Annotated in this window: 13 protein-coding genes; all 13 read right to left on the reverse strand. The window is 56.2% G+C overall.

Annotated features, from left to right (window positions below; all coding sequences use genetic code 11):
- Positions 1-63: 63 nt before the first annotated feature.
- Positions 64-1,869 carry an RCC1 domain-containing protein gene (locus E6C55_RS06625; protein ID WP_136368992.1) on the reverse strand — a complete coding sequence of 602 codons (1,806 nt, stop codon included), beginning with the start codon at positions 1,867-1,869 and terminating at the stop codon, positions 64-66.
- Positions 1,870-2,276: 407 nt separating this feature from the next.
- Complete coding sequence (locus E6C55_RS06630; RefSeq protein ID WP_136368993.1) at positions 2,277-4,154, reverse strand: glycoside hydrolase family 5 protein; 1,878 nt, start codon at positions 4,152-4,154, stop codon at positions 2,277-2,279.
- A 94-nt stretch (positions 4,155-4,248) separates the two neighbouring features.
- A complete protein-coding gene (locus tag E6C55_RS06635) occupies positions 4,249-5,160 on the reverse strand; it encodes a carbohydrate ABC transporter permease (RefSeq protein ID WP_230986573.1) in 912 nt (303 codons plus the stop codon).
- Positions 5,157-6,056, reverse strand: a complete 900-nt coding sequence (locus tag E6C55_RS06640) for a carbohydrate ABC transporter permease (protein ID WP_136369040.1) — start codon at positions 6,054-6,056, stop codon at positions 5,157-5,159. Before E6C55_RS06640 ends, E6C55_RS06635 begins: the two co-directional genes overlap by 4 nt.
- Before the next feature lie 5 nt (positions 6,057-6,061).
- A complete protein-coding gene (locus tag E6C55_RS06645) occupies positions 6,062-7,417 on the reverse strand; it encodes an ABC transporter substrate-binding protein (RefSeq protein ID WP_136368994.1) in 1,356 nt (451 codons plus the stop codon).
- 138 nt (positions 7,418-7,555) lie between these two features.
- Complete coding sequence (locus tag E6C55_RS06650) at positions 7,556-8,734, reverse strand: response regulator transcription factor (protein WP_168735498.1); 1,179 nt, start codon at positions 8,732-8,734, stop codon at positions 7,556-7,558.
- 5 nt (positions 8,735-8,739) lie between these two features.
- On the reverse strand, positions 8,740-10,581 hold the full coding sequence (locus tag E6C55_RS06655; protein ID WP_136368996.1) for a sensor histidine kinase: 1,842 nt from the start codon (positions 10,579-10,581) through the stop codon (positions 8,740-8,742).
- A gap of 138 nt (positions 10,582-10,719) precedes the next feature.
- Entirely contained in the window at positions 10,720-13,584 is a 2,865-nt protein-coding gene (locus E6C55_RS06660; protein ID WP_136368997.1) for a discoidin domain-containing protein, read from the reverse strand.
- 521 nt (positions 13,585-14,105) lie between these two features.
- Entirely contained in the window at positions 14,106-15,776 is a 1,671-nt protein-coding gene (locus tag E6C55_RS06665; protein WP_230986578.1) for a beta-L-arabinofuranosidase domain-containing protein, read from the reverse strand.
- A 25-nt stretch (positions 15,777-15,801) separates the two neighbouring features.
- The gene (locus tag E6C55_RS06670; RefSeq protein ID WP_136368999.1) at positions 15,802-19,698 is read right to left on the reverse strand and encodes a discoidin domain-containing protein; all 3,897 of its coding nucleotides are present in this window, start codon (positions 19,696-19,698) and stop codon (positions 15,802-15,804) included.
- A 48-nt stretch (positions 19,699-19,746) separates the two neighbouring features.
- Positions 19,747-21,534, reverse strand: coding sequence for a type 2 periplasmic-binding domain-containing protein (locus tag E6C55_RS06675; RefSeq protein ID WP_136369000.1), 1,788 nt, complete (start codon positions 21,532-21,534; stop codon positions 19,747-19,749).
- Positions 21,535-21,603: 69 nt separating this feature from the next.
- On the reverse strand, positions 21,604-22,488 hold the full coding sequence (locus tag E6C55_RS06680) for a carbohydrate ABC transporter permease (protein ID WP_136369001.1): 885 nt from the start codon (positions 22,486-22,488) through the stop codon (positions 21,604-21,606).
- A 27-nt stretch (positions 22,489-22,515) separates the two neighbouring features.
- A complete protein-coding gene (locus E6C55_RS06685) occupies positions 22,516-23,460 on the reverse strand; it encodes an ABC transporter permease (protein ID WP_136369002.1) in 945 nt (314 codons plus the stop codon).
- Positions 23,461-23,468 lie beyond the last annotated feature (8 nt).

The following is a 23,468-nucleotide window of genomic DNA, read 5'->3' on the forward strand; positions in this document are numbered from 1 at the left end:
GGATATCAATGAACTCGCCTCGTTTCTGTATTCTCTGTTGTTTAATCTGCATAGGATTCGTTGTTAGGAACCTACTTCTACAATTGATTTTGATAACAAATTTCCATTTGCGTCGTAATTCATTCTGATTTCGAATACCTGATCTTGAAGCGAGTAACGTATTGTTTCTAAACGCCCCGCTTGATCGTAAATATAGGTTATATTATTGCTTGGAGTCTGCCCCCATACGGTTTGTACTGGAAAATTACTGAATACAGAATTCTCTATTCCTAATTGCCCGCTACTATTAGATCCCCAAGTTAAAACCTTTTTATCATTTGTGAGAATAACATTGTGATAATCCCCTGCTGAAATAGACTGGACTTGTTGGAGAAATCCGGAACCATTTACACCTTGCACTTGTACGGGAGTCGAGCGGGATACTAAGGTTCCATCTCCTAATTGGCCATAAGAGTTGTTTCCCCAAGTCCAGACGGTTCCATCCGAGCGTAGTGCCAGTACGTGCTTCGCGCCGCTGCTTATCGCAATAATATTAGATAACACTCCAGTTCCACCTGGACCTTTGACTTGAACTGGAATAGAGCTGTCTATTAAAGTACCGTTGCCTAATTGGCCAAATGCGTTACTCCCCAGCCCCCAAACCGTCCCGTCTTCCTTTAAAATGATGGTAAAATCGTATCCCGCACTAACTCCTTTAGCATCCATAATATCCCATCCATACTCGTCTACAATGGGAATTGCTACGAGTGATTGGCCGGAAACGTACTCTCCAAGCTGCCCTTTATTGTTACTCCCCCAGCCTAACAACCTTCCGCCATATTGAATTGCTACCGTATGTGCTCCTCCTGCTGAAATTGCTGTTACACCCCCAAGCTCAAAACCAAATTCATCCTCCACTGAAACAGCAATGTGTTTAGCGAATTCCAGACTTCCCGCACCTAATTGGCCTTCTGTATTAAATCCCCACGCCATGACTGAACCGTCAGTAAGAAGCGCGACGGAATGGAAATCCCCTGATTCTACAGCAGCAACATCGGTTAACGGCCCAAACGAGGTTTGAACCGGAGTTGGATTATTTACAGAGATAACGTTCGAGCTTCCAATTCCCAAAATTCCCAGAGGGTTGTATCCCCAAGTCCAAACCGATTTATCAGATTTCAGTGCAACACTTCTGCTGGCACCGCCAGATACGGCTACGGTTGGAAGATTAGTTCCTAAGGTAAGAACCGGATTAAACGTACTAGTAGAAGTTCCATCTCCTAATTGCCCATACGAATTACTTCCCCAGCTCCAAACCGATCCCGTAGAACTTATAATTCCACTATGAGCACCACCAGCAAATACTTCTCGCACAACAACATTACTCGTACTAGCCACATTCGCAGTCATAGTATCAAAGGAACTTACGCTTTGAACTGCGCTTGAAGCTGATGTCATTTTATTGGGGAAATTAGCCTCGGACGAGGAAACGTTAAAAGACAAATCATATTCATTTTCTAGCCAGTTACCATTTAAGGATTGGACAGCATCCATAGGAAGGAACAAGGTGTACCTGCCTTCCTCCAAAGATTGCAGCGGAGCTACTTCTAAGCGACTCCCTTGAATCGATACGCTAATGGGCACCGATTGTTGAGTGTTTAAACGATCTACCACTAACGTTATCAATTTATAAAATCTTCCTTCTTTGATGCTTTCATCAAAATTTAAACTTATGACATGATCACCAATAGCAACTGTGGCATTGTTCTCCGGAACAGACGAAACAATTTTAGGGCCAACTTTTCCATCAGCTTTTACGGAGTTAATTGGTTGAAGCGCAATTATAATGCTTAAGCAGATTACTAGAGACAATAACCTTTGAAAATTCATTTAATTGCTCTCTCCTTAATTCTCAAGTAATAATCCTGTTGGTAATAAACACAGAACTTGATAAATGGTGAATAAAAATAACGTCCACGCAACAACCAGGTTTTTATTTCTTTTTCTCCCACAATCTCTTGCACTTAGCTCTCAAGCAACACCTTCCTCCACAACATCAATATTAATGATTATCATTATCAATTGATGTGCAAAAAAATAACCCAACCTCCTATTTGTCACCTCGGCTGGGTACAAAATACAAAGTTAGGTTAACGATTGAATATGAACGGAGAATGAACAAAAGATTACATTTTCCATACAATTCCTGCATAAACTGACTCGACTCGAAGAACCTATGCAGTCGAACTATATATATGATAATAACTTCTCTATGAAAAAACTCCTCTCACGCCCCCTCAATCCGCCTGAACAAGCAGCCACTTTAACCCGATTGGCGCGCCTTCCGAGCGAATAACGATGCGGTTGTCCCCGCGGACCAGCGGGAGAGCGCCGGGCAGCGCCAGCTCGCTCCATTCCCGATCGGAGACCTGCACTCTTCCTGCCTCCGAATCGTTCAGGGCTACCGCAACATATGCCGATGAGTACGCAAGCAACGATAAATCATCCCTCGCCCCCTCCGGTTCCAATCTCGCGCACAGCTTAAGAGAGCAACCGCCCTCCATATGCGGCACCCGCTCCGCCGCAACTGCACCACCAACCGCGACTCCGACCTCGGCTCCGACTCTCGCACCCGCTCCGACTCCGACTTCGACTCCATACGAGAGCCACTCGCCCGGGTGCAGACGCACGTACAGCCAGTCCTCTTCGCTCCATGGCTCCCCGCCCATGTGGCGGAAGTTCGCGGTCCCGCTTCGGCCGGAAACGAAGCGAATGTCGACGCCATCCTCCGCACGGAAGCCGACTCCTTCACCTTCTACGACACCTTCACCTGCTTCGACTCCTTCCTCGGCGCCCGGAGCCGCGACTTCCGCCTCCTCCGCCGCTTCGGCAGCGGCAGCAGCCCCCCGGCCATAGCCAATCCCCTCGCCCCCACAGCCGTAGAAAATAGCCGGGATACGCACCGGAACCCGGCGCAGCAGCGCCCGAGCGACGTCCGGCCGGTAGTCGCAGCGCTCGAGCGGCAGCGAGTCCAAGTACATCTGCAGGATGCGCTCCGCCTCGGCAGCTTCAAGCTTTATTCCTCGCTCGCCCGGCGCCTCTTCCTTAAGCTCCGCCAAGCCCGCCGCATACGCCGCCAACCGCTCCCACCCTGCCGGCTTCCGGATCGAGCAGGGGGAGTTGCTCGTGTCGAGCTTTTTCCACGTCCAGAAGTTCCAGGAGATCCGGTGCTCCTCGAACAGGCGGAACGCGCCCGCGTACCAGTCGGGGTTGTTCTCTCCGCCCTCCCCCATGAAGATCGGAACCTGCTTCGCTTCCCTGAACTCCAGGTACGTTCGGATGCTCGCCGTGTCGGGATTGTTCCAATACTTGTGGAATTGCAGCATCATGTTGCCGTCGATCGTCTCCGTGAAGATGGACCAGTCCGTCGCCCAATGAACGCCTTCGAGGATGATCAGATGATTGTTGTCCACCGCCCGGATCGCGCGGACGATGTCCTGGTACAGCGGCATGACACGGTCGTTGTATTCCGCGAACCAATCGGGCAGCGGCTCGTTGAGCAGGTCGTATCCGGCGACGATCCGTTCGTCCTTGTAGCGCTCGGCCAGCAGCCGCCACAGCTCGACCGTCTGGCGCCGATAGCGCTCATCCAGGAACAAGTCCGGCCGGTCGCGCTCCGAATCGTCGATGTTCGTTCCCGTCTGCCCGCCGGGCGCCCCGTGCAGGTCGAGTATGACATATACGCCGAACTCCCGGCACCACCCGATCGCCCGGTCGATCAGCCGCAGCCGATCCGCGCGAACGAGCTCCGCCGCCGCTGCGTCCGGCGATTCCGCGCCCCCGGTCAGGAAGCGCCAATTGATCGGAACGCGAACCGAGTTGAAGCCCTCCTCCGCGATCCGCTCGATGTCCCCCCGGCCGATATAGCGCTCGAAGTAGACCTCCCAGAACGCCTCCGCCTTCTCCGGACCGATCAGCTCCCGGATCATCCGCTCGATGCGGCGCGGCCGGTCGCCCCCGTCCGGCATTCTCCACATGTACCCTTCGGGCAGCAGCCAGCTTCCCAGGCCGACTCCCCGAAGGAGAATCTCCTCGCCGTCCCCGTCCACGAGCCTCGTACCGTCCGCCCGAATGAAGCCCCGCACCGCGGAAGCTCCTCTCGCTTCGTTGCTCATCTTCGTATCCGCCCCTTTTTCCACACTTGTCCCTTTTCCACACTTGCCCCTTCCGTCCCCTCTTGCCTTCTCTCCCCGCCATTCGCCGCTCCGCTCATCCCTTGATCGCTCCGTCCGCGATCCCGCTCAGAATGTACTTCTGCAGCAGCACGTACAGGAGCAGCACCGGCAGCATCGTCAGCACGAGGGAAGACAGAATGGCGGACCAATCGTTGTTATACTCGCCGAAAAGCATGTTGGTGGAGATCAGAAGGGTGTAGTCGCGCGAATCCGTCAGCATCATAAGCGGCAGCAGGAAGTCGTTCCACATCCATAACACGTTCAGGATCGCAACCGTCGCCGTGATCGGCAGCAGCAGCGGGAAAATAACGATGGCGTACAGCCGCAGCTCCCCGCAGCCGTCGGCGATGGCCGCCTCGTCCAGCTCGCGCGGAATCGACTTCACGAAGCCGTGATACAGGAACACCGCCAGCGCAACGCCGAGCCCGACGTAGATGAGTCCCAGCCCCAGAGTGGACCCTTGAGCCTTCAAGCCCTTGGAGATCTGAACGAGCGTGATGACGATCGAGTGGAACGGGATAAGCGACGAGATTGCGAACAGCAGGAACAGCGACTGGCTGAACCTCCCTGGCGTGCGCGACATTTTGTAGCCTGCCATCGAAGCGAACAGGACGATCCCGACCGCGCCGACGACCGTCACGAGCACCGTGTTGCCGAAGCTTCGCGGGAAGTCGATCTTGCGGTACGCGTCCGCGTAATTCGCGAAGTCGAACGACGACGGCCATGCCAGCACGTCGCTCAGCATCTCCCCCGCCGATTTGAAGGAGTTGAGCAGGGCCATATAGATGGGCAGAAGAGTAAAGACCGAGCAGCCCAGCAGGAGCAGCAGGATCAACCCGGAGACGAATCGCGAACCGACGGCACGGCGGCCAGGCGGGCGGGCGGAAGGCCCAGGGCCCTCCTGCCTGCTCAAACTCTCCATAGACATTCCGCGTGCCGGCTTCATGCCTCCACCTCCCTTCTCTTCATGAAGCGAAGCTGCAGAAGCGTGATGACGAGCACGATCAGGAACAGGATCATCGCCTTCGCGCTGGCGTAGCCGTAGCGGTTGCTGAAGCTGAACGCTTCCTCGACGATGTTGAGCGAGATGACCTGCGTCGCCCGCCCCGGTCCCCCTCCCGTCAGCGCGTACACCGCGTCGTACACCTTGAAGGACGAGCTGAGCGTCAGGAACACGCCGATCGTGAGCGCCGGGTAGATGAGAGGCAGCGTGACATAGCGGAAAATCCGAAGCCCGTTCGCCCCGTCGATCGCAGCCGCCTCCTTGAGCGCCGGCTGCACTCCCTGCAAGGCTGCGATGTAGATGACCATCAGGTAGCCGACCCCGCCCCAGAGCGACAGGATGAGGATCGCATAGAACGACCAAGCCGGATCGCCGATCCAGGAACGGTCCAGCCAGGCCGCTCCCGTCCTCTCCGCAAGTTCCGGCAGCACCTTGGTGAAGACGAACACCCACATGTAGCCGCCGATGATGAGGCTGAGCATATTCGGAGTGAAGAAGATCGTCCGGAACCAGGTCCGGCTGCGCCGCCGGGTCTCGATAAGCGCCGCGAGCAGCAATGCGATCGCATTCTGCAGCACGACCATGAAGAGAACATACTTCATCGTGAAGAGGATCGAGCGGACGAAGGCCGGATCGTCCGCCAGCGCCTCCTTGTAATTCGCGAAGCCGACGAGACGATAGGAAGGGTTGAGCCCGTTCCAGTCCGTCAGGCTGTACCACGCCCCGCCGAAGGCGGGGGCGATGGTGAAGATCAGGTAGAACAGCAAGGCGGGCGAAGCGAACAGCAGCAGCGTCAACACTCTCTTGGTGGAGGTCTTGCTCACGGAACCGTGCCTCATTCCGCTTACTTCGCCGCGGCGGATGCCTTGATCGCGTTCGCCCACGTGCGGTCCATCGTCTTGATGAAGTCCTCCTTGCTGACATCCTTGGCATAGTAGCTCTGAAGCTGCTTCGCCTGCTCATCCGTCACCCCGTTCGGCAGCTTCAGGTCCTGGTACGCTTTGCCTTGGGACACGTAAGCGGAAGCTTCGTCCACCCATGGGAACGCCTCGTAATGGTGTACGGAAGAGATCGGGTTGAACTTAAGCTGCTCGAACAGCGCCGACGAATCCTTCTCGTCCAGGATGTAGTTGAGCAGATCAAGCGCAGCTTCCTTGTTGCTGCTCGACGGGGACAGAGCCAGCGTCGTCGAGGTGGACAGGTTGATCATCGTGCCGGCCGGATCGTTGCTGACCGGGAGCGGCGCCACGCCGAACTCCATGTCCGGATTGACCTTCAGAATCGTCTCGGCATTCCACGGTCCTTGCACCCACATCGCCGCCTTGCCGTTCGCGAAGTCCGTGGAGCCCGCTTCGTTGCCGACCTCGAACGCCTTCGGCGTGCCGTTCTCCATAATCAGATCGATGATGTCGAAGACGTCCTGCACGTCCGCATAGGACGCTTCTCCCTTGTTCATCTTCTCGATCCAATCCGGGTGCTCCGAGGAGACGATGCCGCCGAGCGAGAGCGCCATCATAAGCTGCGGAACCCAGGACTCCTGGAACGCCAGCAGGAACGGCGTCTGCTTGTTCGCCTTCAGCGTCTCGATCGCCTGCTTCATCTCGTCCAGCGTCTGCGGCGGCGCGATTCCCGTATCTGCGAAAATTTTCTTATTATACAAGTATCCCCACGACAGGCTCTCGAGCGGAAGCGCAACGACCTTGCCGTCGTAGATGACCGTCTGCTTGACGCTGTCATACAGCGAGGCGACGGCCGGCTGATCCGTAATGTCGCTAAGGTATCCCGCATCGTAATAGGTCGGAATATCGTTCGCGTGCACCGTGAACAAGTCGGGCGCGTCGTTCGAGGCCAGCCGCGTCTGCAGAATCTGCTTCGCCTGGTCGGGATTCGGCATCTCCAGCTTCACCGTGACGTCGATGTTTTTCTCCGCCAGCTCCTTCGCCTTGAACTGCTCGAAGTATTGCTCGAACTGCTCCTTGAACCTCGGGAAGCTCATGAACACCTTCAGCTCGACCTTCTGCGGCGATGCCTGCGGGGAGACGGAAGGCTCTGCGGACGGAGACGCCCCGGAGGAGGCCGGACTGCCGGCCGAAGGACTCGAGCTTCCCGGCGAATTCTCGTTGCTCGAATTCGAGCTGCAGGCGGACAGCACGGTGATCGCAGTCAGCAGGGCAAGACTGGTATAAAGCGCTTTCTTCATTGGGTGGTTCCCCCTCTTCGAATGGATGCAGCTTCATTATAGGGGAGCCTTCGCATCCCTTCTTCGCAGGATATTAGCTTCGCGGATTGCACAATATTGACATCGCCCGCTCCCGCTTCCGCAGCCGCACCCCGCGCCTCACTCCCGGCTGCCCGCGCCCCGCAGCTCTCCCGGAGGATAGCCGAACTGCTTCTTGAACACGCGATAGAAGTACGCCAGCTCGGGATAGCCCGTCATCTCCGCCGCCTGCTTGATCGAGATGCCCTCTGCGCCGATCAGCTCCCTCGCCTTCTCCATTCGCTTGCGAATAACGTAGTCGGTCAGCGTCTCCCCGACATGCGCCTTGAACGCCCGGCTCAGATGCTCCTTGCTGACGAGGAATTGTTGGGCAACCGATTCGAGCGTGACCGGGTCCAGGTAATGCCGGTCCAGATAACCGCGGACATCCTCCAGATCCAGACGGCCGCGGCCTCTGCGCCTAGCCTCGATCGAAGAGATCGTCGCGGCGTACAGCCGGCTCAATTCCGTTGTCATCTCGCCCGGGTTCCCCCATTGGCCGAGGTGCGACTCCTCCCGATGCCGCTCGTTCGCCGGCATGCTCTCCGGCCCGTTCGCCGGCCTGTTCTCCGACAGGGGAGCCTCCGCCTCCAGGGCAAGGGCATTCCCCGCAATCCCCTCCGCTGATGCGAACTCCTCCAGCCGCTGCAGGAAGTCCCTGCCGATGGCCGCAAGCCGGCGCGGATCGTCCGCCGCCGACAGCTCCCTGCGCAGCAAGGCCTCAAGCTGCCCGAAGGCTGCGCCCAGCGCGACCGGATTCATCTCCTGAAGCAGTGCATGGATTCGCTTCCGATGCTCGATGTAGCGCTCCAGCCCCGACGGCTCCCGGAACAACTGCGGCGTTCGCCAGCCGAGCATGCCCGGCGCGCCCCGTTCCGCCTCGCGCCGCTCCAGCTCCGCCGCGCACCTCCCCAAGGCGGCGTTCAGCTCCTCCGGATCGAGCGGCTTCAGCAAGTAATCGACGGCCCGCGAGAGCACCGCCTGCTTCAGATAGGCGTAATCGTCGAACCCGCTCATGACGACGAGCAGGAGCGAAGGATAGCGCTCGTTCAGCTCCCTCAGCAGCTCCACCCCGTCCTTGCCGGGCATCCGCATATCCGTGATCACAATCTGGGGCCTCAGTGCCTCGATCGCGGCCATTCCCTGCCGTCCGTCCTCCGCTTCCCCGACGACCCCAAGCCCGAGCGCCTCCCAATTCCCCAGCGCCTTGACAACCTGCCGGGACCAAGGCTCGTCGTCGATAATCAGCACCTTGCGCATGTTCCTCATCCCCCTCTCATCGGCCGATACGGCAGCAGCGCGACGACCAGCGTCCCCTCGCCTTCGCGGCTGTAGATCCGAAGCCCGTATTTGCCGCCGAATTGCAGCTTGATTCTCGAATCCACGTTTCTCAGGCCGATCCCTCTTCGGCGATTCGCAAGCGCGGCGGCTTCCTGCTGCGGCTGTGACTTCGATTGCGATTGCGATTGCGATTGCGATTGTGACTGCGGTTGCGGCTGCGGTTGGGACTGCGGTTGCGGCCGCAGGGACGGACCACCCCGCAGTTCCTCGCGGATCGCCTTCAGCCTGCCCGGCTCGATGCCGACTCCTTCGTCCCGGACGGCGATGACGAGCCGACGCCCGATCCGGCGAATGCGAACCTCAAGCCGCCAAGCTCCCTCCCGCTTCTGCAAGCCATGTTCAAAAGCATTCTCGACAAGAGGCTGCAGCGTGAACCGCGGAACGGCCGAATCCTCGCATTCCTCCGCCGCTTCGATCGTTATCGTACATCTTCCGGCGAAGCGCTGCTCCTGGATAAACAAATAATTGCGCGTATGGACCAGTTCGCTGCGAAGCGGAACGGTCTCGCCGTCCTGGCTGATGGAGTAGCGCAACAGATCGCCGATCCCTCTCGTGATCCGATAGATCTCGGGAGCGCCCTTCGCGAGGGCCATTCCCCCGATCATATGAAGCGTATTGTTCAGGAAGTGCGGGTTGATCTGGGCCTGCAGGGCGAGAAGCTGCGCATTCTTCACCTCGATCTCCCGCTGGTACTCGTTCTCGATCAGCTCCTTGATCCGCTGCATCATCAGATTATAGCCGTGCTGCAGTTGACCGATCTCGTCGCGCTTGCCGACGGAGGTCATCTCGAAGTTGCGGATGTGCGTCATTCGCATCGTTCGGGCGAGCTGAACGAGAGGACGGCTGATTCGCAGGGAGAACAGAATCGCCAGCAGCACGGAGACGGCGGCGAACAGCAGCCCGGTCCACACCCCGGCCTTCCTCGTCTGCCGCGCACTCTCCATGACCTTGGCGATCGGAATCGTCTTCACGACCGTCAGTTGCCCGTCCGCCACCCGCTTGATGAAGATATAATCCGTCTTCGTCCGTTCGATGCGAAGCTCGGAATTCGGAAGCGGATGGCTCAGCAGGCTTGCGATCAGCCCCGCAGAGTCCGTCCCGGTCGAACCGGTCAGCGGCTCGCTCTCGTCGTTCAGCAGCAGAACCGAGCTGTCGTCCTCCGACTGAAGGATGTGCCCGACCTCCTCCCACACCTTGCGGTTGATCCGGACGGAGACGCCGCCGAGCAGCTTGCGATCCTCGAACCGGTTGATGCTGTGGTAGGCGTGGATGCCGCTCGCATCCTGCTTGAAGTACATGTTGATCGGCGCCTCCGCGATCCGTCTCCAAGGCCCGCTGCCGATATCCAGAATCGAAGCGAGCCCGCTGCTCGCGTAGTTGACCGTAAGAGCCTTCCGATTGGCGTGAAAATAAAGAGTCAAATCGTCGATCTTGCGAGAGTTCGAGTAGAAAACGGACGTCAGCGTGTCCCGAATGTTCTTCTGTGTGCGGAATTGCTCCCCCCGGTCGGAGCTGTCCGTCTCGATGACGGCGTTCATCAGGGGCTCGTTGATCTGGAGCGTGTAGAACAGAATATCGATCTGCTCGATGAGCTCCTCCAGGTACTGGTCCGCCCACATCAGCCTCGACTTGTTGGCGTTCAGAACCTCCTTCTCGACGGAGCTCTGCATGTTGCGGGTGGCGATCCAGGTGACCGTAACGACCGGCAGCGTGGTGAGTACAATCATAAGCAGCATTAATCGAAACCGGATGCCGGTCCGTCTCATGGCCTCAACCCTTCTTCAGCGTGATTTTGCCCCTATTGTCGGTCATGGGAGCGCTCTCGTCAATGGGGAGTTCGAGCGCGGAAGAGCAGCCCCCCGCGCGGAAGAGCAGCCCCCCGCCCGGCAGGCTGCTCCCGTCCGTTATTCGTACACCTTCAGGTCGGCGATCGACCACCAGCTTCCGGAGCTTCCCGTGAGCTGGAACCTCAGGTACCTCGCCTCCACGATCGGGAAGTTGACCGTCGTCACCTGGCCGGTCCCGAACGCGCTGGCGATCGTCGTCCAATTCGCCCCGTCGGCCGACACCTGAACAAGGAAGCTGCGCGGATAGTCGGTCGGACTCGCGGTGCCGGAATCCATCACGATATGGTTAAACCATTGCGAGGAGCCGAGATCGACCCGGTACCATTGTCCGCTCGCCTGCGCCGCCCCGCCGCTCCATCTCGTGCTCAGGCTGCTGTCCAGGGCGTTCGCCGCCGAGCCCCCCGGTTCCGTCGAGGACGCGGTTGCCGTCCAGCCGGTCCGGCTGCGCTCAAGCTCCCCGTACACATTGAGTTCGGCAATGGACCACCAGCTCGCGGCGGTTCCCGTCTGCACGATCTTCAAGTACCGGGCGACTTGAACCGGGAAGTCGACGACGAGCCCGGCGCTGGTGCCGGAACCGGAGGCGACCGCCGTCCAGGTGCTCGCGTCGTTCGAGACTTGGATCTGGTAGCCTCTCGGATAATCCGAGGTCGACGTTCCGAGATCAAGCGAGAGACGGTTAAACGTCCGACTCGAGCCCATGTCGACCTGGTAATACTGCCCGTTCGCCTGGGCGGCGCCGCTGCTCCAGCGGGTGGCGGCATTGCCGTCCAACGCCCCGGATGCGGAGCCGCCCGACTCCGTCGAAGACGCGGTTGCCGTCCAGCCGCTGCGCGACACCGGCTGTTCGTTGAACACGTGGAATTCCGCAATATTCCACCAATAGACGGTGCTGCTGCCGGTCTGGGTCACTCGGATGTACTGCGCGAATTGAGTGGCGAGCGGAATGACCATTTTGTGCCCGAAGCCCGCTCCCGTTGCAACCGTCGTCCAGGAGGAACCGTCATTGGACACTTGAACCTGGTAGCCGACCGGATAATCGCCCGTGTTGGTCGCATCCGTCTCCAGCGAGATCTGGTCGAAAACCTTCTTCGAGCCCATGTTCACCTGGAACCATTGTCCGCTCGCCTGCGGAGCTCCCGTGCTCCAACGGGTCGACGAGTTCCAGTCGATCGCATTCGAGGCGGGCGTTCCCGAGCCGCTTGCGGAAGCCGTCGCCGTCCAACCCGTCTGGTCGATCGGAACGGTCGCCATCCACGGGCTGCTGCCCGTATGCTTCTTCACCGCGTTAATCAGGTTCGTATTCGCGAGGAAGTTGCCCGTGCCGAATTGACTCCACTTGGAAGCGATTGTCGCCGAGCTGTCATTGTTCACGTCCGGCACCGGATTCGTGTTCGTGTTGTAGAAGCCCCAATTCGCTCCGCCGGATTCCGACACCGTGCCCGTCACCTTGTACGTCCAGTTCGTCCAGGACGCATTCAGCGCGTTCAGGCCGGACACCCACTTTTGCCAGAGGTCGTAGAAAAAGTACAGCGAATATTCCCCGGCGAATACCGGAACGTTCCACTGCTGCTGGTATTGCGCCAACGTGGCGAGCGCATTGTCGATCAGCGTGTTCTGCGCGTCCCAATCCTTCGCGTTCGGCATGTCGTACGGGTGAATCTCGTAGACGACGTTCGTCCATCCGTACGTGGACGGAGACGCGATCTTGTCGAACCCGAAGAACGCGCCGATGAAGATCGCATGATCCGGGTCGATTGCCCGGACCGCGTCGTAGAGCCGGTCGTACACCGCGCTCTTCGTCGCCACTTCCGCCGTCGTCTCGCTGTAGCTGAGCAGCGGCTCATTGATGAGGTCGTAACCCGCAATCGCCGGGTTGCCCTTGTAGCGATCCGCGATCCCTTCCCAGATGTCGACCGTCAGGTCCTGGTTCGCCGTGTCCGTCCAGAACCCGTTCGGATTCGGTCCCGCCTGCCCGCAGCTTGCCCATGGACATCCTCCTCCCGGCATCACGTGAAGATCGAGCAGCACGTATATATTCCGCGCGGAAGCTTGGCTGACGACCCAGTCCAGTTGGGTGAAGGCCCCCGACTTCCAGGTTCCGTCCGCATTCACAAGCTCCTGCCAACTGATCGGAACCCGGATGACGTTCATTCCCATATTCTGAATGTTGTCGAGGTCCGCCGCTGTGATCCACGTGTTCTGGTAGCCGTCCAGCAGCGTGTCCGCCGCCGACACCCCGAAGCGGTTGTACAGCGCCGTTCTCATGCTGTAGTCGTCCGCCTGGTACACGTTCAGCTCGGCAATCGACCACCAGTTCGAGCTTGTCCCCGTCTGGATGAGCAGGATGTAGCGCGCGGTGTACACCTGGTCGAGCGTCAGATACCGGAGCTGCGAATTGCCGCTGTCCTTGATCACGCTGACCGTCGTCCAACTGGTGCCGTTCGTCGACACCTGAATGAGCAGGCCGGCCGGCGAGTCGCCGGTGAACGAAGTCGCGTCGATGGACAAGTGGTCGAACGTGCGCTGGCTTCCCATATCAAGCTGGAACCAGTTGCCGCTCGCCGTCTGCGCGGTGCCGTCCGTCCACCTCGTCGCCGGGTTGCCGTCGAACGCATTCGCATAGCCGCTGCTTCCCGAGCCGATCGCACTCCAGCCGCTTCGGCTGAGCGCGCCTTCGCCCAGCGGCGACATCCACTGCTCAAGCGTCAGCCAGCCGCCCAGGTTCGTCCCGCGCAGATTAACGATTGAGCCCGCCCCCGAATTGTTCCGCAGGACGGTTCCGCTCGCCTTGAGGAAGTCCCCCGTCCCTAGCGCGGCGCTTGCCGACCTCGGCTGACCGCCGATGCCGGCGAGCAGCCCGAGCAGCAGAGCCAAGACCAAACCTAACGCCGTCCCCCTTCTTCCCAGTTGAACTCTCATCACGATTCCTCCCTTTTGGCAGATGAGATAAGCGCCCACCTGGAATGGTAAGCGCTTTCCTTTAGCTTTACTATAAAGACTCGCCCCGCGAATATCGTTCGACTGGATTAGCATCGGCTCTTGCAAAATATTGATCCGGCGGCCGGACGGGATTTGATAAGAGCGAGCTGCGGGCGAGGGTTGGGTATGAGGGGGCTATGGCGAGGGTTCTACATCAGAAACATGCGGGAACCGCTCAACGTTGGTGAGATAGGGAGCGGGAGATAGGTGGTCAAAGTGAGACAGGAGGTCGCGGGTGCGTCTCGAACGCAAGCGGGCGCCATCGCGTCTGCACGTTTGCGGAGCGTCATCTCCACGTTGATTAAACAAACACTCCCGATCTCTCCTCGTTAGCCGACGCTTTTCGCGGCACTGACTCCTCCGTCAGATCTTACATCGCCAAGTACAGGAAGAAGATCGCCCCCCCAATCGGCCGGGAAGGCCATAAGGGATGGGCGATCCTCTAAATAATCCAGAAGCTCTTAGAACAATACCTGCTTTCTGTTTCGGACTGCTTCCTCCTGCGGCTTATCGATCAAATTATTGATCGGCGTTAACTTCGTGCCTGTCGCTGCCATTGTGTATGCGCCTCCGCCGAGCGCCACAATGCCCGCGTCCCGCTCAAGCGCAAGCGGCGACTCGACATTGTCGATCCCTAACACTAGAACGCCGTGCCTGTATGAGACAGCATCATGCACACTGTGGCCGCCGGCGCCGGACGCATATTCCTGACGAAGGACAATGCCGAAGGTTAACTCGATGGCACACCCGGCTTCCAGTTTGGCGGTCAGGGTTACGAATCCGTCTCGCACCACGACACTTCTTGCTTCTCCATCGACCCTCAACCCGATCGACGAAGCCTCCGTCCACGGCGGCACGAACAGCCTTAGGATGACTGGCTTGGCAATCGTCGATTCGATAACCTCGAGACGTACAAGCCCTTCATACGGGTACTCGGTATACTGTTTAATAACGAGTTGCCCGTCTTCCATACTGAACCTCCCCCGGGTTTCAGTATAGAAAGGCACGGTTATCTGATCTTCATGCACCAGATAGCTATATTCGACCGCGCGAGCCAGACCTTCTCCTCCCCGCATCGTGCAGCACCAGAACGCTTCGAACAGTTCTGGCGATTTCGGTGCAAGCATGGTTTCGCCGTTAGCCCCCGTACAAACATCGCAGCCGAATCCGCCATTGGGACGCTGTCCGTATCCCAGACCGTTATAATAAATATGATGGGCCGTATTGAGATACTCCGCCTTGCCGGTATGTTTCCAGAGCGAGAAGGCGACGATGAAGGAGTCGACGACCGCACAGCTTTCCGTCCATTCCGGTCGGCCAAACCAGTTGTAATTGGCATAAGTGGCGGTCATGCCCGCATTCATATATAGCGCAAACACCTCCTCTGCCCTGCGAAGAAGCGATTGCTCGCGGGTCGTCTCGTAATGGCGCAGCACGCCTCTTAAGGCCGACAAGGTCGCATGCGTCTGGAAGGATAAGCCTGCCAAATCGATGGTTTTAAATTTGGCGATCATTTCATCGATCAACTCGCCCAATTCCGGTCGCGGGACGATTTGATACGCTTGCGTAGCGCCATCCAGCATGATAAAGGCGCAGCCGATGTCGGTAGACAGCCTCCATGCGCCGACCCGCTCTTGCTGCAGTTCACCGATTGCGTCCCCGGCGAATACACGCTGCTCCGGCAATACCGGGTATTCCCTGTAGTGGCCGCTTGCAGGCAGCAGCAGATGCCGGGTGATTTGCTCGACGATCGACAGGGAGAGATCATCCCTTTTCCATCTGTAATGCTCGACCATGGCCCGGAGAAACCAACTGTTGCCCGACAATTGCTGCTCGTCAACCGTCCCCGCTTCATGGCAAGGACCGAAGTATCCATGCTCATTAAGGTAATTCGGCAGACGTTTCATAATCTCCGTCAGATGCTTCGGCTCCCGCTGCGTAGCCTGTGCCAGCAGCACTAGCGCCAATATCGTCCTTCCCTCCCAATCGCCCGGCCACTCGTAATCGGGCGCTTTAAAGACCGTATCGGGTTCGTACGGTTCCGTCTCCAGGCGATCAAAGCTCAACGATGCCCGTCTGCGCAACTCGCCAGCCGTCTTAAGATCATGCCATGGGATCGTTTCGCTGACCATCAAGCCCCAGCCTCCTTCTCTTGCTCTATTCCGTATACTGGATCTGCGGGATCCACGTCGTACTGTCGCTCGTGATGGTGTTATATCGATTTACGTAAAATTTCAATTCGTCGCCTTGACGCACATACAGCAGAACGTTCATATTAAGCCCGGTCGTATCGTTCCTGGCAATGAACTGCCATCCTCCCGCGCTAGGCCAGATAGTCTCGTTATTTCGGAGAATACGAACCTGCACGCCGTCCCCGCCCGCGGCACTCTTCCTGACATTCCCCGCGGCGGTGATCTCAACCATGCCGTCCCTCGGCGCTTTGAATACCCTTACCGCGTCCTGGCCGGCATCCGGGTGCTGCCATTGATTCGTGATCAGGCTGTAAGTCGCGCTGCCATTCCACCGTCCATTGGCGTTGTCCCAGGTCATATTGCTTAGAATCCCTCCCGCTTCTTCCTCATAGAACCAGTTCTTGGTCCCCTGAGTGGATGAGAAGTCGGTGTCGCCATTGTAAGTATCTACAAAAGCGATCTGGGGCGCCCAATACGTCGTATCGGAATTGCTGTTTCCGTTATTGTTGACGACAAAGCTGAATTGGTCGCCCTCATTGACCGAAGTAACCCCCTGGAAGGCAACGCCGGTAATATCCGTGATGGTCTCATATCCGCTTGAAGGCCACCATGGCGATCCGTTTTTTAGAATCTTGACCTTGATTCCATTGCCGCCGCTATAGCGAAGCCGTACGACACCGGTCACTTTGACCGTTCCGGCTTGCGGAACCGTATAGATGCGCACGGCCTCGCGGTTATCGTCCGGGTGCATCCAGCCGCTGCCGATCAGGCTGTAGTCCGATGTGCCTTGCCATCTGCCGCCGACCCAGGTCATCGGATTTACCGTCATCGTGCCGCCGTTCCACAGCCATTCCTGGTAATTCCAATTGTTGACGCTTTGCGTATTCGTGAAGCCTGATGTCGCCTTGAACTTCTTAATGCCGGGCTCATTCATCGTCGCGGCGACAGCATACGGCTGCAGCTCCGCTACTTGCATGGCATAGCTGGCACCATCGGCCCCCAGACGGGTCGCATGCATCCGAATATACCTGGCCAGTACGGGCGCATTAAACATGAAGGACTGCGTCGCGGAGCCCGGATTGACGTAATTGCTGTAATTGGCGCTCGGCACGTCGAACCATTCGATGCCGTCCAGGCTGGATTGGAACTTGAAGTCGATCGGGAATCCGCTGCCGCCGCTTCTCGGCGTGACCTGAACCTGCTTCACCGCGGTATTGGCGCCCATATCGACAAATATGGATTCCGTATGCCCGGCATCCGCATATGCGGCGCTGGACCAATATGTGGCCGCGTTGCCGTCGATGGCTTTGGCGGATGTTTGCGTCCCGCTGACCGTCGAAGCGCCGCTGCCGCTGCGGGACGTCGAAGTCCCTGTTCCCATATCGTCGGAAATCGTGACCGTACGTGCCCCGGCGGCCGTAATGTTATAGGTCACCAATCCATTCGCATCGGCTGTGCGCGAATAACTCGTTCCATTGTCATTGATGGTATAGGCATAACCGGGCTTCATATTGTTCCACATAAATCTGACGGTTTCCGCACCGTCATTTAGCATGATCGTTCTGCTTAATTGTCCGTCGTAGCGAATGCGGTATTGATGGCCCCGCATATTGTAGTTGATCTCCGTCCCGAAGAGAGAGGAATCCAGGACAGGATTCACCTCCAAAGCGTCGTACTTCGGCTTGATCCCCAGAATGTCCGTAATCAGCGTGGCGCCTGCTTCCATATTGACGTCCATCTTCGTGTACATACCGAATATGCCTGTCATTTGCCAGGTGAATACGTCCTGCGCCCAATAGGGATCTCCGGGCTGATAGTAGACATCGATAATATTTTTAATATATTTGAGCGGAAGCGCGCTCCCCGCTCTTGCATAGGCCCCGACCATTTCTCCTGTCGTCTGGGGAAATACGTCTCCGTTCTCCCAATCCGGGAACGAAGCGGTAAAGGTCGGATTGACCTCCGTGCCGTCCATCGGATAAAGATTGAGCGGGTAAGCCTTTGCCTGATTCCGGACCATCCAGTCATCCAGACCCTGATAGGTGTCGAAGCCCCCGTACAGAATGGACTGCATGCGCTCCTTGTTCGCGACGCCGTACTTGATGGCCGCCGAATCCACATGCACGTACTTCACATCGGCCTTCATCGTGCCGTTCATATTCCGCCAACCGATAAAGCCTTGATTCGTATTGGACCATAGTCCGCCATAGATCAGGTCCTTATTGTACGCTTCCTTCAGCTTGCCGGCTTTGTCCCTGTAATACTGCGCCTTGGCCGAATCCCCGATAGCCTTCTCTTCTATGTCGGCCCATTGCGTCAACGCGCCGTACATCAACGCATTGATATAAGCGTCTTCTCCGCCCAAATAAACTTGATCGAGATAGGCCTGCGCGCTTAATCCCGTGTTGGTCGCGAGCGTCGCTTCGACGAGTCCGTTCCCGTTCGAGTCCTTGGATAGACGGAAGTCCAGCGCTTTGCGGATTCCCGTCTTGACCGTATTCGCCCAAGCCGCATCTCCGGTTGCGTTAATATAGGCTGCTGCGGCCAGCGGAATCGCCTCGTCCGCCTCCGAATCTTCCGGGAACTCATACACCTGCCCGCCCGCTACGCCTCTGATATGTCCGTAGGAATCTTGCACGGCAATAGCCATCTCCGTGTTTTTCCTTAGCGCCTCGAGCGCAATCCTGTTGCTGGCGGAGGTCTGCATGGCCAGCATGGCGTCAATGCCCCACTGAATCTCCATCAACCCGGAATATTCGGGCCGCAGCGCGTTCCAAGCGCCGCCGACCCCTAACAAATCAACGATGGAGTCCCGTCCGAATTCCGTTATGAACCGCGCGAACTTCTCTTCATTGATGCCGGAAGCGGCTGGGAAGCTTCCGATATCGTAATAATCGTCCAGACTTAATTGGGCGCTTATCGTATAGGTGATAGAGTCGGACTGCAAGTCGGCGATCTCCACCGGGTCATAAGCGTGCCTGTTGTTGACGTTGGCTGCCACGGGCGAGAACAAGTGGAAGTTCACGGTTTTGTCCGGGTTGTGCAACGTGTGGACGAATTCCGGCAAGCTTAATTTATGATCCAGTTTAAAAGAATAAGGCGCGGTGGCGCTGCGATAAATCTCGGATGAAATATAGCGATTGGAGGCTGTGCGGATCTTGAGCAGGAAGGAATTGGTCTCACTCAATAAATCCATGTCGCCCCCGATGTAGCCGAAGCCGGCTTCCGCTTCTTCGCCGTAATATTTATCCCCTGGCGTCAGACTCCGCAAGGTGATCCCGTCCGCAGGCGAGATTAACGTATTCGACCCGCCGTCTCCGCGGTAAGCCGTATTAAACATGCTCTGTTTAAAGGTAAAACCGAGCGACTTCATATCCACCGTCGTGTAGGTGCCGGATATCCAATCGTTCGTCTTATCCACCTTGACCTCCACGTCATCCGTGTTGGCCGTAAACGTCCATGTTTCCTTAACCTTCAGATAGGCATTCTGATACGAGATCCCGCTGACCACTGCCGTGTTGCCGCTTACAGAAACAGTCGGGCTGCTCGTCAGAGAGGCTGTTGTAACCGGAGTACTCCCTCTCGGCACCTCGAAGCTGGAGAGAATGCCGTCTGTATCCAGCGTTTCGACCGAATTGATCTTCAGCGAATCGATTTTGCTTTTGAGATTGTAATCAAGCGACAACTCGACATTGCCGCCGCTCACGGTTAGTCGCTTGTTCAGCGTATCGTTCGTTATCGCCCCCGCTGCCGCAGCAGGTTGGGCCTGCAAAGGACCCCATACCTGACTGGACAGCAAAGCGATACAAAGGGACAGCAAGGCGGAGATCGTCACGATTAGCGCTTTCTTCAATGGATTCATGGCTAATTCCTCCAGAAGATAATGAATTCGATTAGCGATCGCTCATTGCTATTTTCCTTGAAGCACCCGGAAATAGTCCGACATGTCCTCTTTGGCCGCCTCATATTTATCGGCCTTGAATTCATTTAATACCGAATCGAAGGCTTGATTTAGTTCGGTATCGTCCTTGGCTGTGAGAATTTTAGCCACCTTCTGTGCCACGAACTCTCCCCAGAACCAGTTCCCGACTTCGCTTGCGTTCTCGCCGTATGGAGCGACATGCGATCCGTCGATTGCCAGCTTCTCCACGGCTACCGCGTGTCTCGCCGTTTCAAAGGCATCCATCTGCACCGGATAGCTCTTCTGCCAGGTTACCGGATTATAGCCGAATAATCCGACCGCAGTGCGCAAAGCTTTGGAGGTGAAGCCGTCGCTGTAGAACGGATCGTAAAGACCGTAATAGCTTGCCGACTTCCCATCCGCCGTTTTTTGCCCGCTTGCGATCGCCTGACCAAAGGCCTCGTCCTTAAATACGCGTTTGCCGTCTTTCTCCGTATAAAGTCCGGCACTCTCCGGTCCCCATGTCATCAGCTCCATCGCTTCGTCGGAATAAAGCCAGTCGAAGTACTCCAGCAGACGCGGCAAGTCTTTTACCTTTTTGCTGATCATGACATTATAGAAACCGCTTGGATACGTGGCATCCACGTATGTTTTGCCGCTTGCCGCCTTCGGCCAAGGAATCGGTCTCAGATCGTACTCGGGATTGATCTGCTTCAGGGATTCCCTCGACTTGGACCAATTATCCGAATAGCTTGCTACCGCAATTCGGCCGGAATTGAGCTTCTCCATATACTGCTCGGTCTTCTGAATGACATAATCATTGTCCAGCAGCTTGTCGGCGTACCATTGATTGATGGTCTTGTAGTAATCCCTCATGCCCGGATTATCCAAGAATCCGCTTACATTTCCGCTCCCATCAATCATCCAGCCGGGATTCGTATACAATGTACTGAAGTGATAGATGCTCCAGTTCATCATGCTCAGCGGAATGACCGGCTTGTCGCCTTCGACCAAATTCAGGTCTTTGATTTGCTGAAGCAGCTTAGTGAATTCCTCGACGGTTTCGATTTTCGGATCAAGCGCCAGTTCATCCGCCGTATAATTGCGAGGGTTCGCATTGAGATCCTTTTCGATTTCGCTCATGGTTTTAAATTTATATCCCAGTTTTTTGAGGATATCCTCCCTTACGACCAAGCCCATGCTCGTTTGCCCTTTGTAGAAAATATCGTCGTCCGGAATGTTCGCTCCAACTTGCGGATCGCTCTTGAACGGCGTTGAATTAGGCAGTGCGATAATATGTCCGTCTTGGTCCTTCAACATGTTCCAGGCCAGCTCCGACGTCCACTTTTTAATATTGGGCAGTTGGTCGATATATTCGTCTAGCGCTACGAATTTGTCGCTCGCATAAAATTTGCTCACATTCGGATTATCGACCAATACCACATCGGGAAGCGTATCGGAAGCGACCAACAAATTAAATTTCTCTTCCGGTCTCATTCCGGACGCCGTAATGATCTCGCTTACCTTGATCTTGAATTTATTCTCGATATACGGCGTAACGACATCGTTCGGATTGTTGTAGAAGTCCTGCGGCGTGCTGTGAACGGCATCGAAGAAGCTATATTCCATCTCCTCCAGCGGAGCTTCCGAAGAAGCGCCGGAGGCCGGGCTCGAACCCTCGTTCTCCACCACGGTGTTTGACGTGTCATTGTTGCAACCGGCCAAAGCCGTCGATACCGCCAAAGTGCCGATCAGCGCGACCGTATGCCATTTGCGCTTCCATCCTGCCAAGTTCATAGATCTGTCTCCCCTTATTTAGTAGTTAATATATCTATAGCCGCGCTGCAGTCGCGGGTATATTCGCAATCAGGCTTTAACTGCGCCCATGGTTACGCCTTTGACAAAATACTTCTGCAAAAAAGGATAGACGCAGACGGCCGGCACCACCGAAACGATCAGAGTGCTCATCTTAATGGCTTCCGGCGTTACATTGCTTTTTCCCTGAGACATTAACGCCATTTGTTGAAAATCCTTCGCTTGTGCCTCGAACATAATTTTATATAACAGCGTTTGCAGCGGATGCAGCCTGGTATCAGTCATATACAGGAACGCGTCAAACCACGAATTCCATTGCGCCACCCCGACAAATAATGCGATCGTTATAAAAACCGGTACGGACAGCGGAACGACGATCTTCCTGAATATCGTCAAATCACCGGCTCCGTCGATTTTCGCCGATTCCTCCAGACTTTCCGGAAGCCCTCTTAAGAAAGTGGCGATAATAATCATATGGAAAGTGCTAAACATGCCTGGCAGGATATACACCCAGAAGCTATTCATCAGATGCAGCTTATTGATCAGAATATAGGACGGAATCAGGCCGCCTGCTACGAACATAGGGACCATAAAATAGAGCATCAATCCCTTCTTGCCGTAAAGATCATCCTTGGAAATCGCATAAGCGGCGAGCCCGGTAACGATGAGGTGCAGAAGCGTACCGGTCAGTGTCCGGGCAACCGATATCCCGAATGCGTTGACGATCAGATCGTTCGAGAATACGGCTTTATAGTTTTCGAAGGTCGGATGACTTGGCAAGAAGGTAATGATTCGGCTGGCCGATGTCGTTCCGTCGCTAAAGGAATAAGCCAGCACATATAAGAAGGGATAAACGGTAATCGCGCAAAGAGAGAGCAATAGGACGACAATAACCGTATTGGCACTCTTTTCATAAATGTGATGTTTGGGATACATGCGCTTCCTCCATTATGGATCGCAGAATCAATATAGGCCGTAGCCATTCACTTTCTTGGACAAGCGATTAGAGAGTACAATTAAAATTAAAGCAACAATGGATTGGAAAAGGCCGATGGCCGATGCATACGAATAGTGGGCATATTGCACACCGATCTTGTAAACCAAAATGTCGAGGTTGTCCGAGGCGCTGCTCACCATTGCATTTCTGAGGTTAAATAAGGTTTCAAAGTTTGGTGTCATGGTGCCGCCTACCGAGAAGTTGACGCTCACGATACTTCCCGTTGTCAGAATGAACAGCACGATAATCGTCGGGGCGATTCCCGGCAGCGTAATATGCCAAATTCTTTTGACGCGACCCGCACCGTCCACGATGGCCGCTTCATAGAGCTGCTGATCGATCGCGGTGATCGCGGCCAGATAAATAATCGAGTTCCAACCGATCTCCTTCCAGATCGCCGATCCGATGGCAATTCCCCAGAAATAATGCGGTTCTCGCATAAAAGCGATGGCCTCGCCTCCAAAGACGGAAGTAATGATGATGTTAACAATTCCCGTGTCTTGATCGAGCAACCGGTAGACGATTCCGCCGATGATGACCCAAGAAATAAAATGCGGCAAGTAAGTGATGGATTGCACGGTCTTCTTGAACCGCCCTTCCCTCAGCTCGTTTACCATTAAGGCCATCAGAATAGGCATCGGGAACCCGATCAGAATCGCAAACACGTTGATGCCCAATGTGTTCTTTAAGGAATCGTAGAAGTCGGGGTTGTCGAACATGGCGGCAAAGTGCTTGAATCCGACAAACGGGCTGGAGAGAAAGCCTTGGGAAACCGTGTAATCCTGGAAAGCGATAACGATGCCTAACATTGGCAAATAGTTAAATATAAATACGGCAGCTACCGCTGGAACTAAGAATAGGTACAGCGTTTTTCGCCGCTTGACTCGTTTCCAAACCTGCCTTCTTTCCATTGCTGACG

Source organism: Cohnella fermenti (genome assembly GCF_004801405.1).
Classification (GTDB): Bacteria; Bacillota; Bacilli; order Paenibacillales; family Paenibacillaceae; genus Cohnella; species Cohnella fermenti.

What these genes read in the sequence shown, in the direction of transcription:
- E6C55_RS06670 (WP_136368999.1), bottom strand. Translation starts at nt 19,698, where the DNA reads ATGAATCCATTGAAGAAAGCGCTAATCGTGACGATCTCCGCCTTGCTG.
- E6C55_RS06665 (WP_230986578.1), bottom strand. Translation starts at nt 15,776, where the DNA reads ATGGTCAGCGAAACGATCCCATGGCATGATCTTAAGACGGCTGGCGAG.
- E6C55_RS06630 (WP_136368993.1), bottom strand. Translation starts at nt 4,154, where the DNA reads ATGAGCAACGAAGCGAGAGGAGCTTCCGCGGTGCGGGGCTTCATTCGG.
- E6C55_RS06645 (WP_136368994.1), bottom strand. Translation starts at nt 7,417, where the DNA reads ATGAAGAAAGCGCTTTATACCAGTCTTGCCCTGCTGACTGCGATCACC.
- E6C55_RS06625 (WP_136368992.1), bottom strand. Translation starts at nt 1,869, where the DNA reads ATGAATTTTCAAAGGTTATTGTCTCTAGTAATCTGCTTAAGCATTATA.
- E6C55_RS06650 (WP_168735498.1), bottom strand. Translation starts at nt 8,734, where the DNA reads ATGCGCAAGGTGCTGATTATCGACGACGAGCCTTGGTCCCGGCAGGTT.
- E6C55_RS06655 (WP_136368996.1), bottom strand. Translation starts at nt 10,581, where the DNA reads ATGAGACGGACCGGCATCCGGTTTCGATTAATGCTGCTTATGATTGTA.
- E6C55_RS06680 (WP_136369001.1), bottom strand. Translation starts at nt 22,488, where the DNA reads ATGTATCCCAAACATCACATTTATGAAAAGAGTGCCAATACGGTTATT.
- E6C55_RS06660 (WP_136368997.1), bottom strand. Translation starts at nt 13,584, where the DNA reads ATGAGAGTTCAACTGGGAAGAAGGGGGACGGCGTTAGGTTTGGTCTTG.
- E6C55_RS06685 (WP_136369002.1), bottom strand. Translation starts at nt 23,460, where the DNA reads ATGGAAAGAAGGCAGGTTTGGAAACGAGTCAAGCGGCGAAAAACGCTG.
- E6C55_RS06675 (WP_136369000.1), bottom strand. Translation starts at nt 21,534, where the DNA reads ATGAACTTGGCAGGATGGAAGCGCAAATGGCATACGGTCGCGCTGATC.
- E6C55_RS06640 (WP_136369040.1), bottom strand. Translation starts at nt 6,056, where the DNA reads ATGAGGCACGGTTCCGTGAGCAAGACCTCCACCAAGAGAGTGTTGACG.
- E6C55_RS06635 (WP_230986573.1), bottom strand. Translation starts at nt 5,160, where the DNA reads ATGAAGCCGGCACGCGGAATGTCTATGGAGAGTTTGAGCAGGCAGGAG.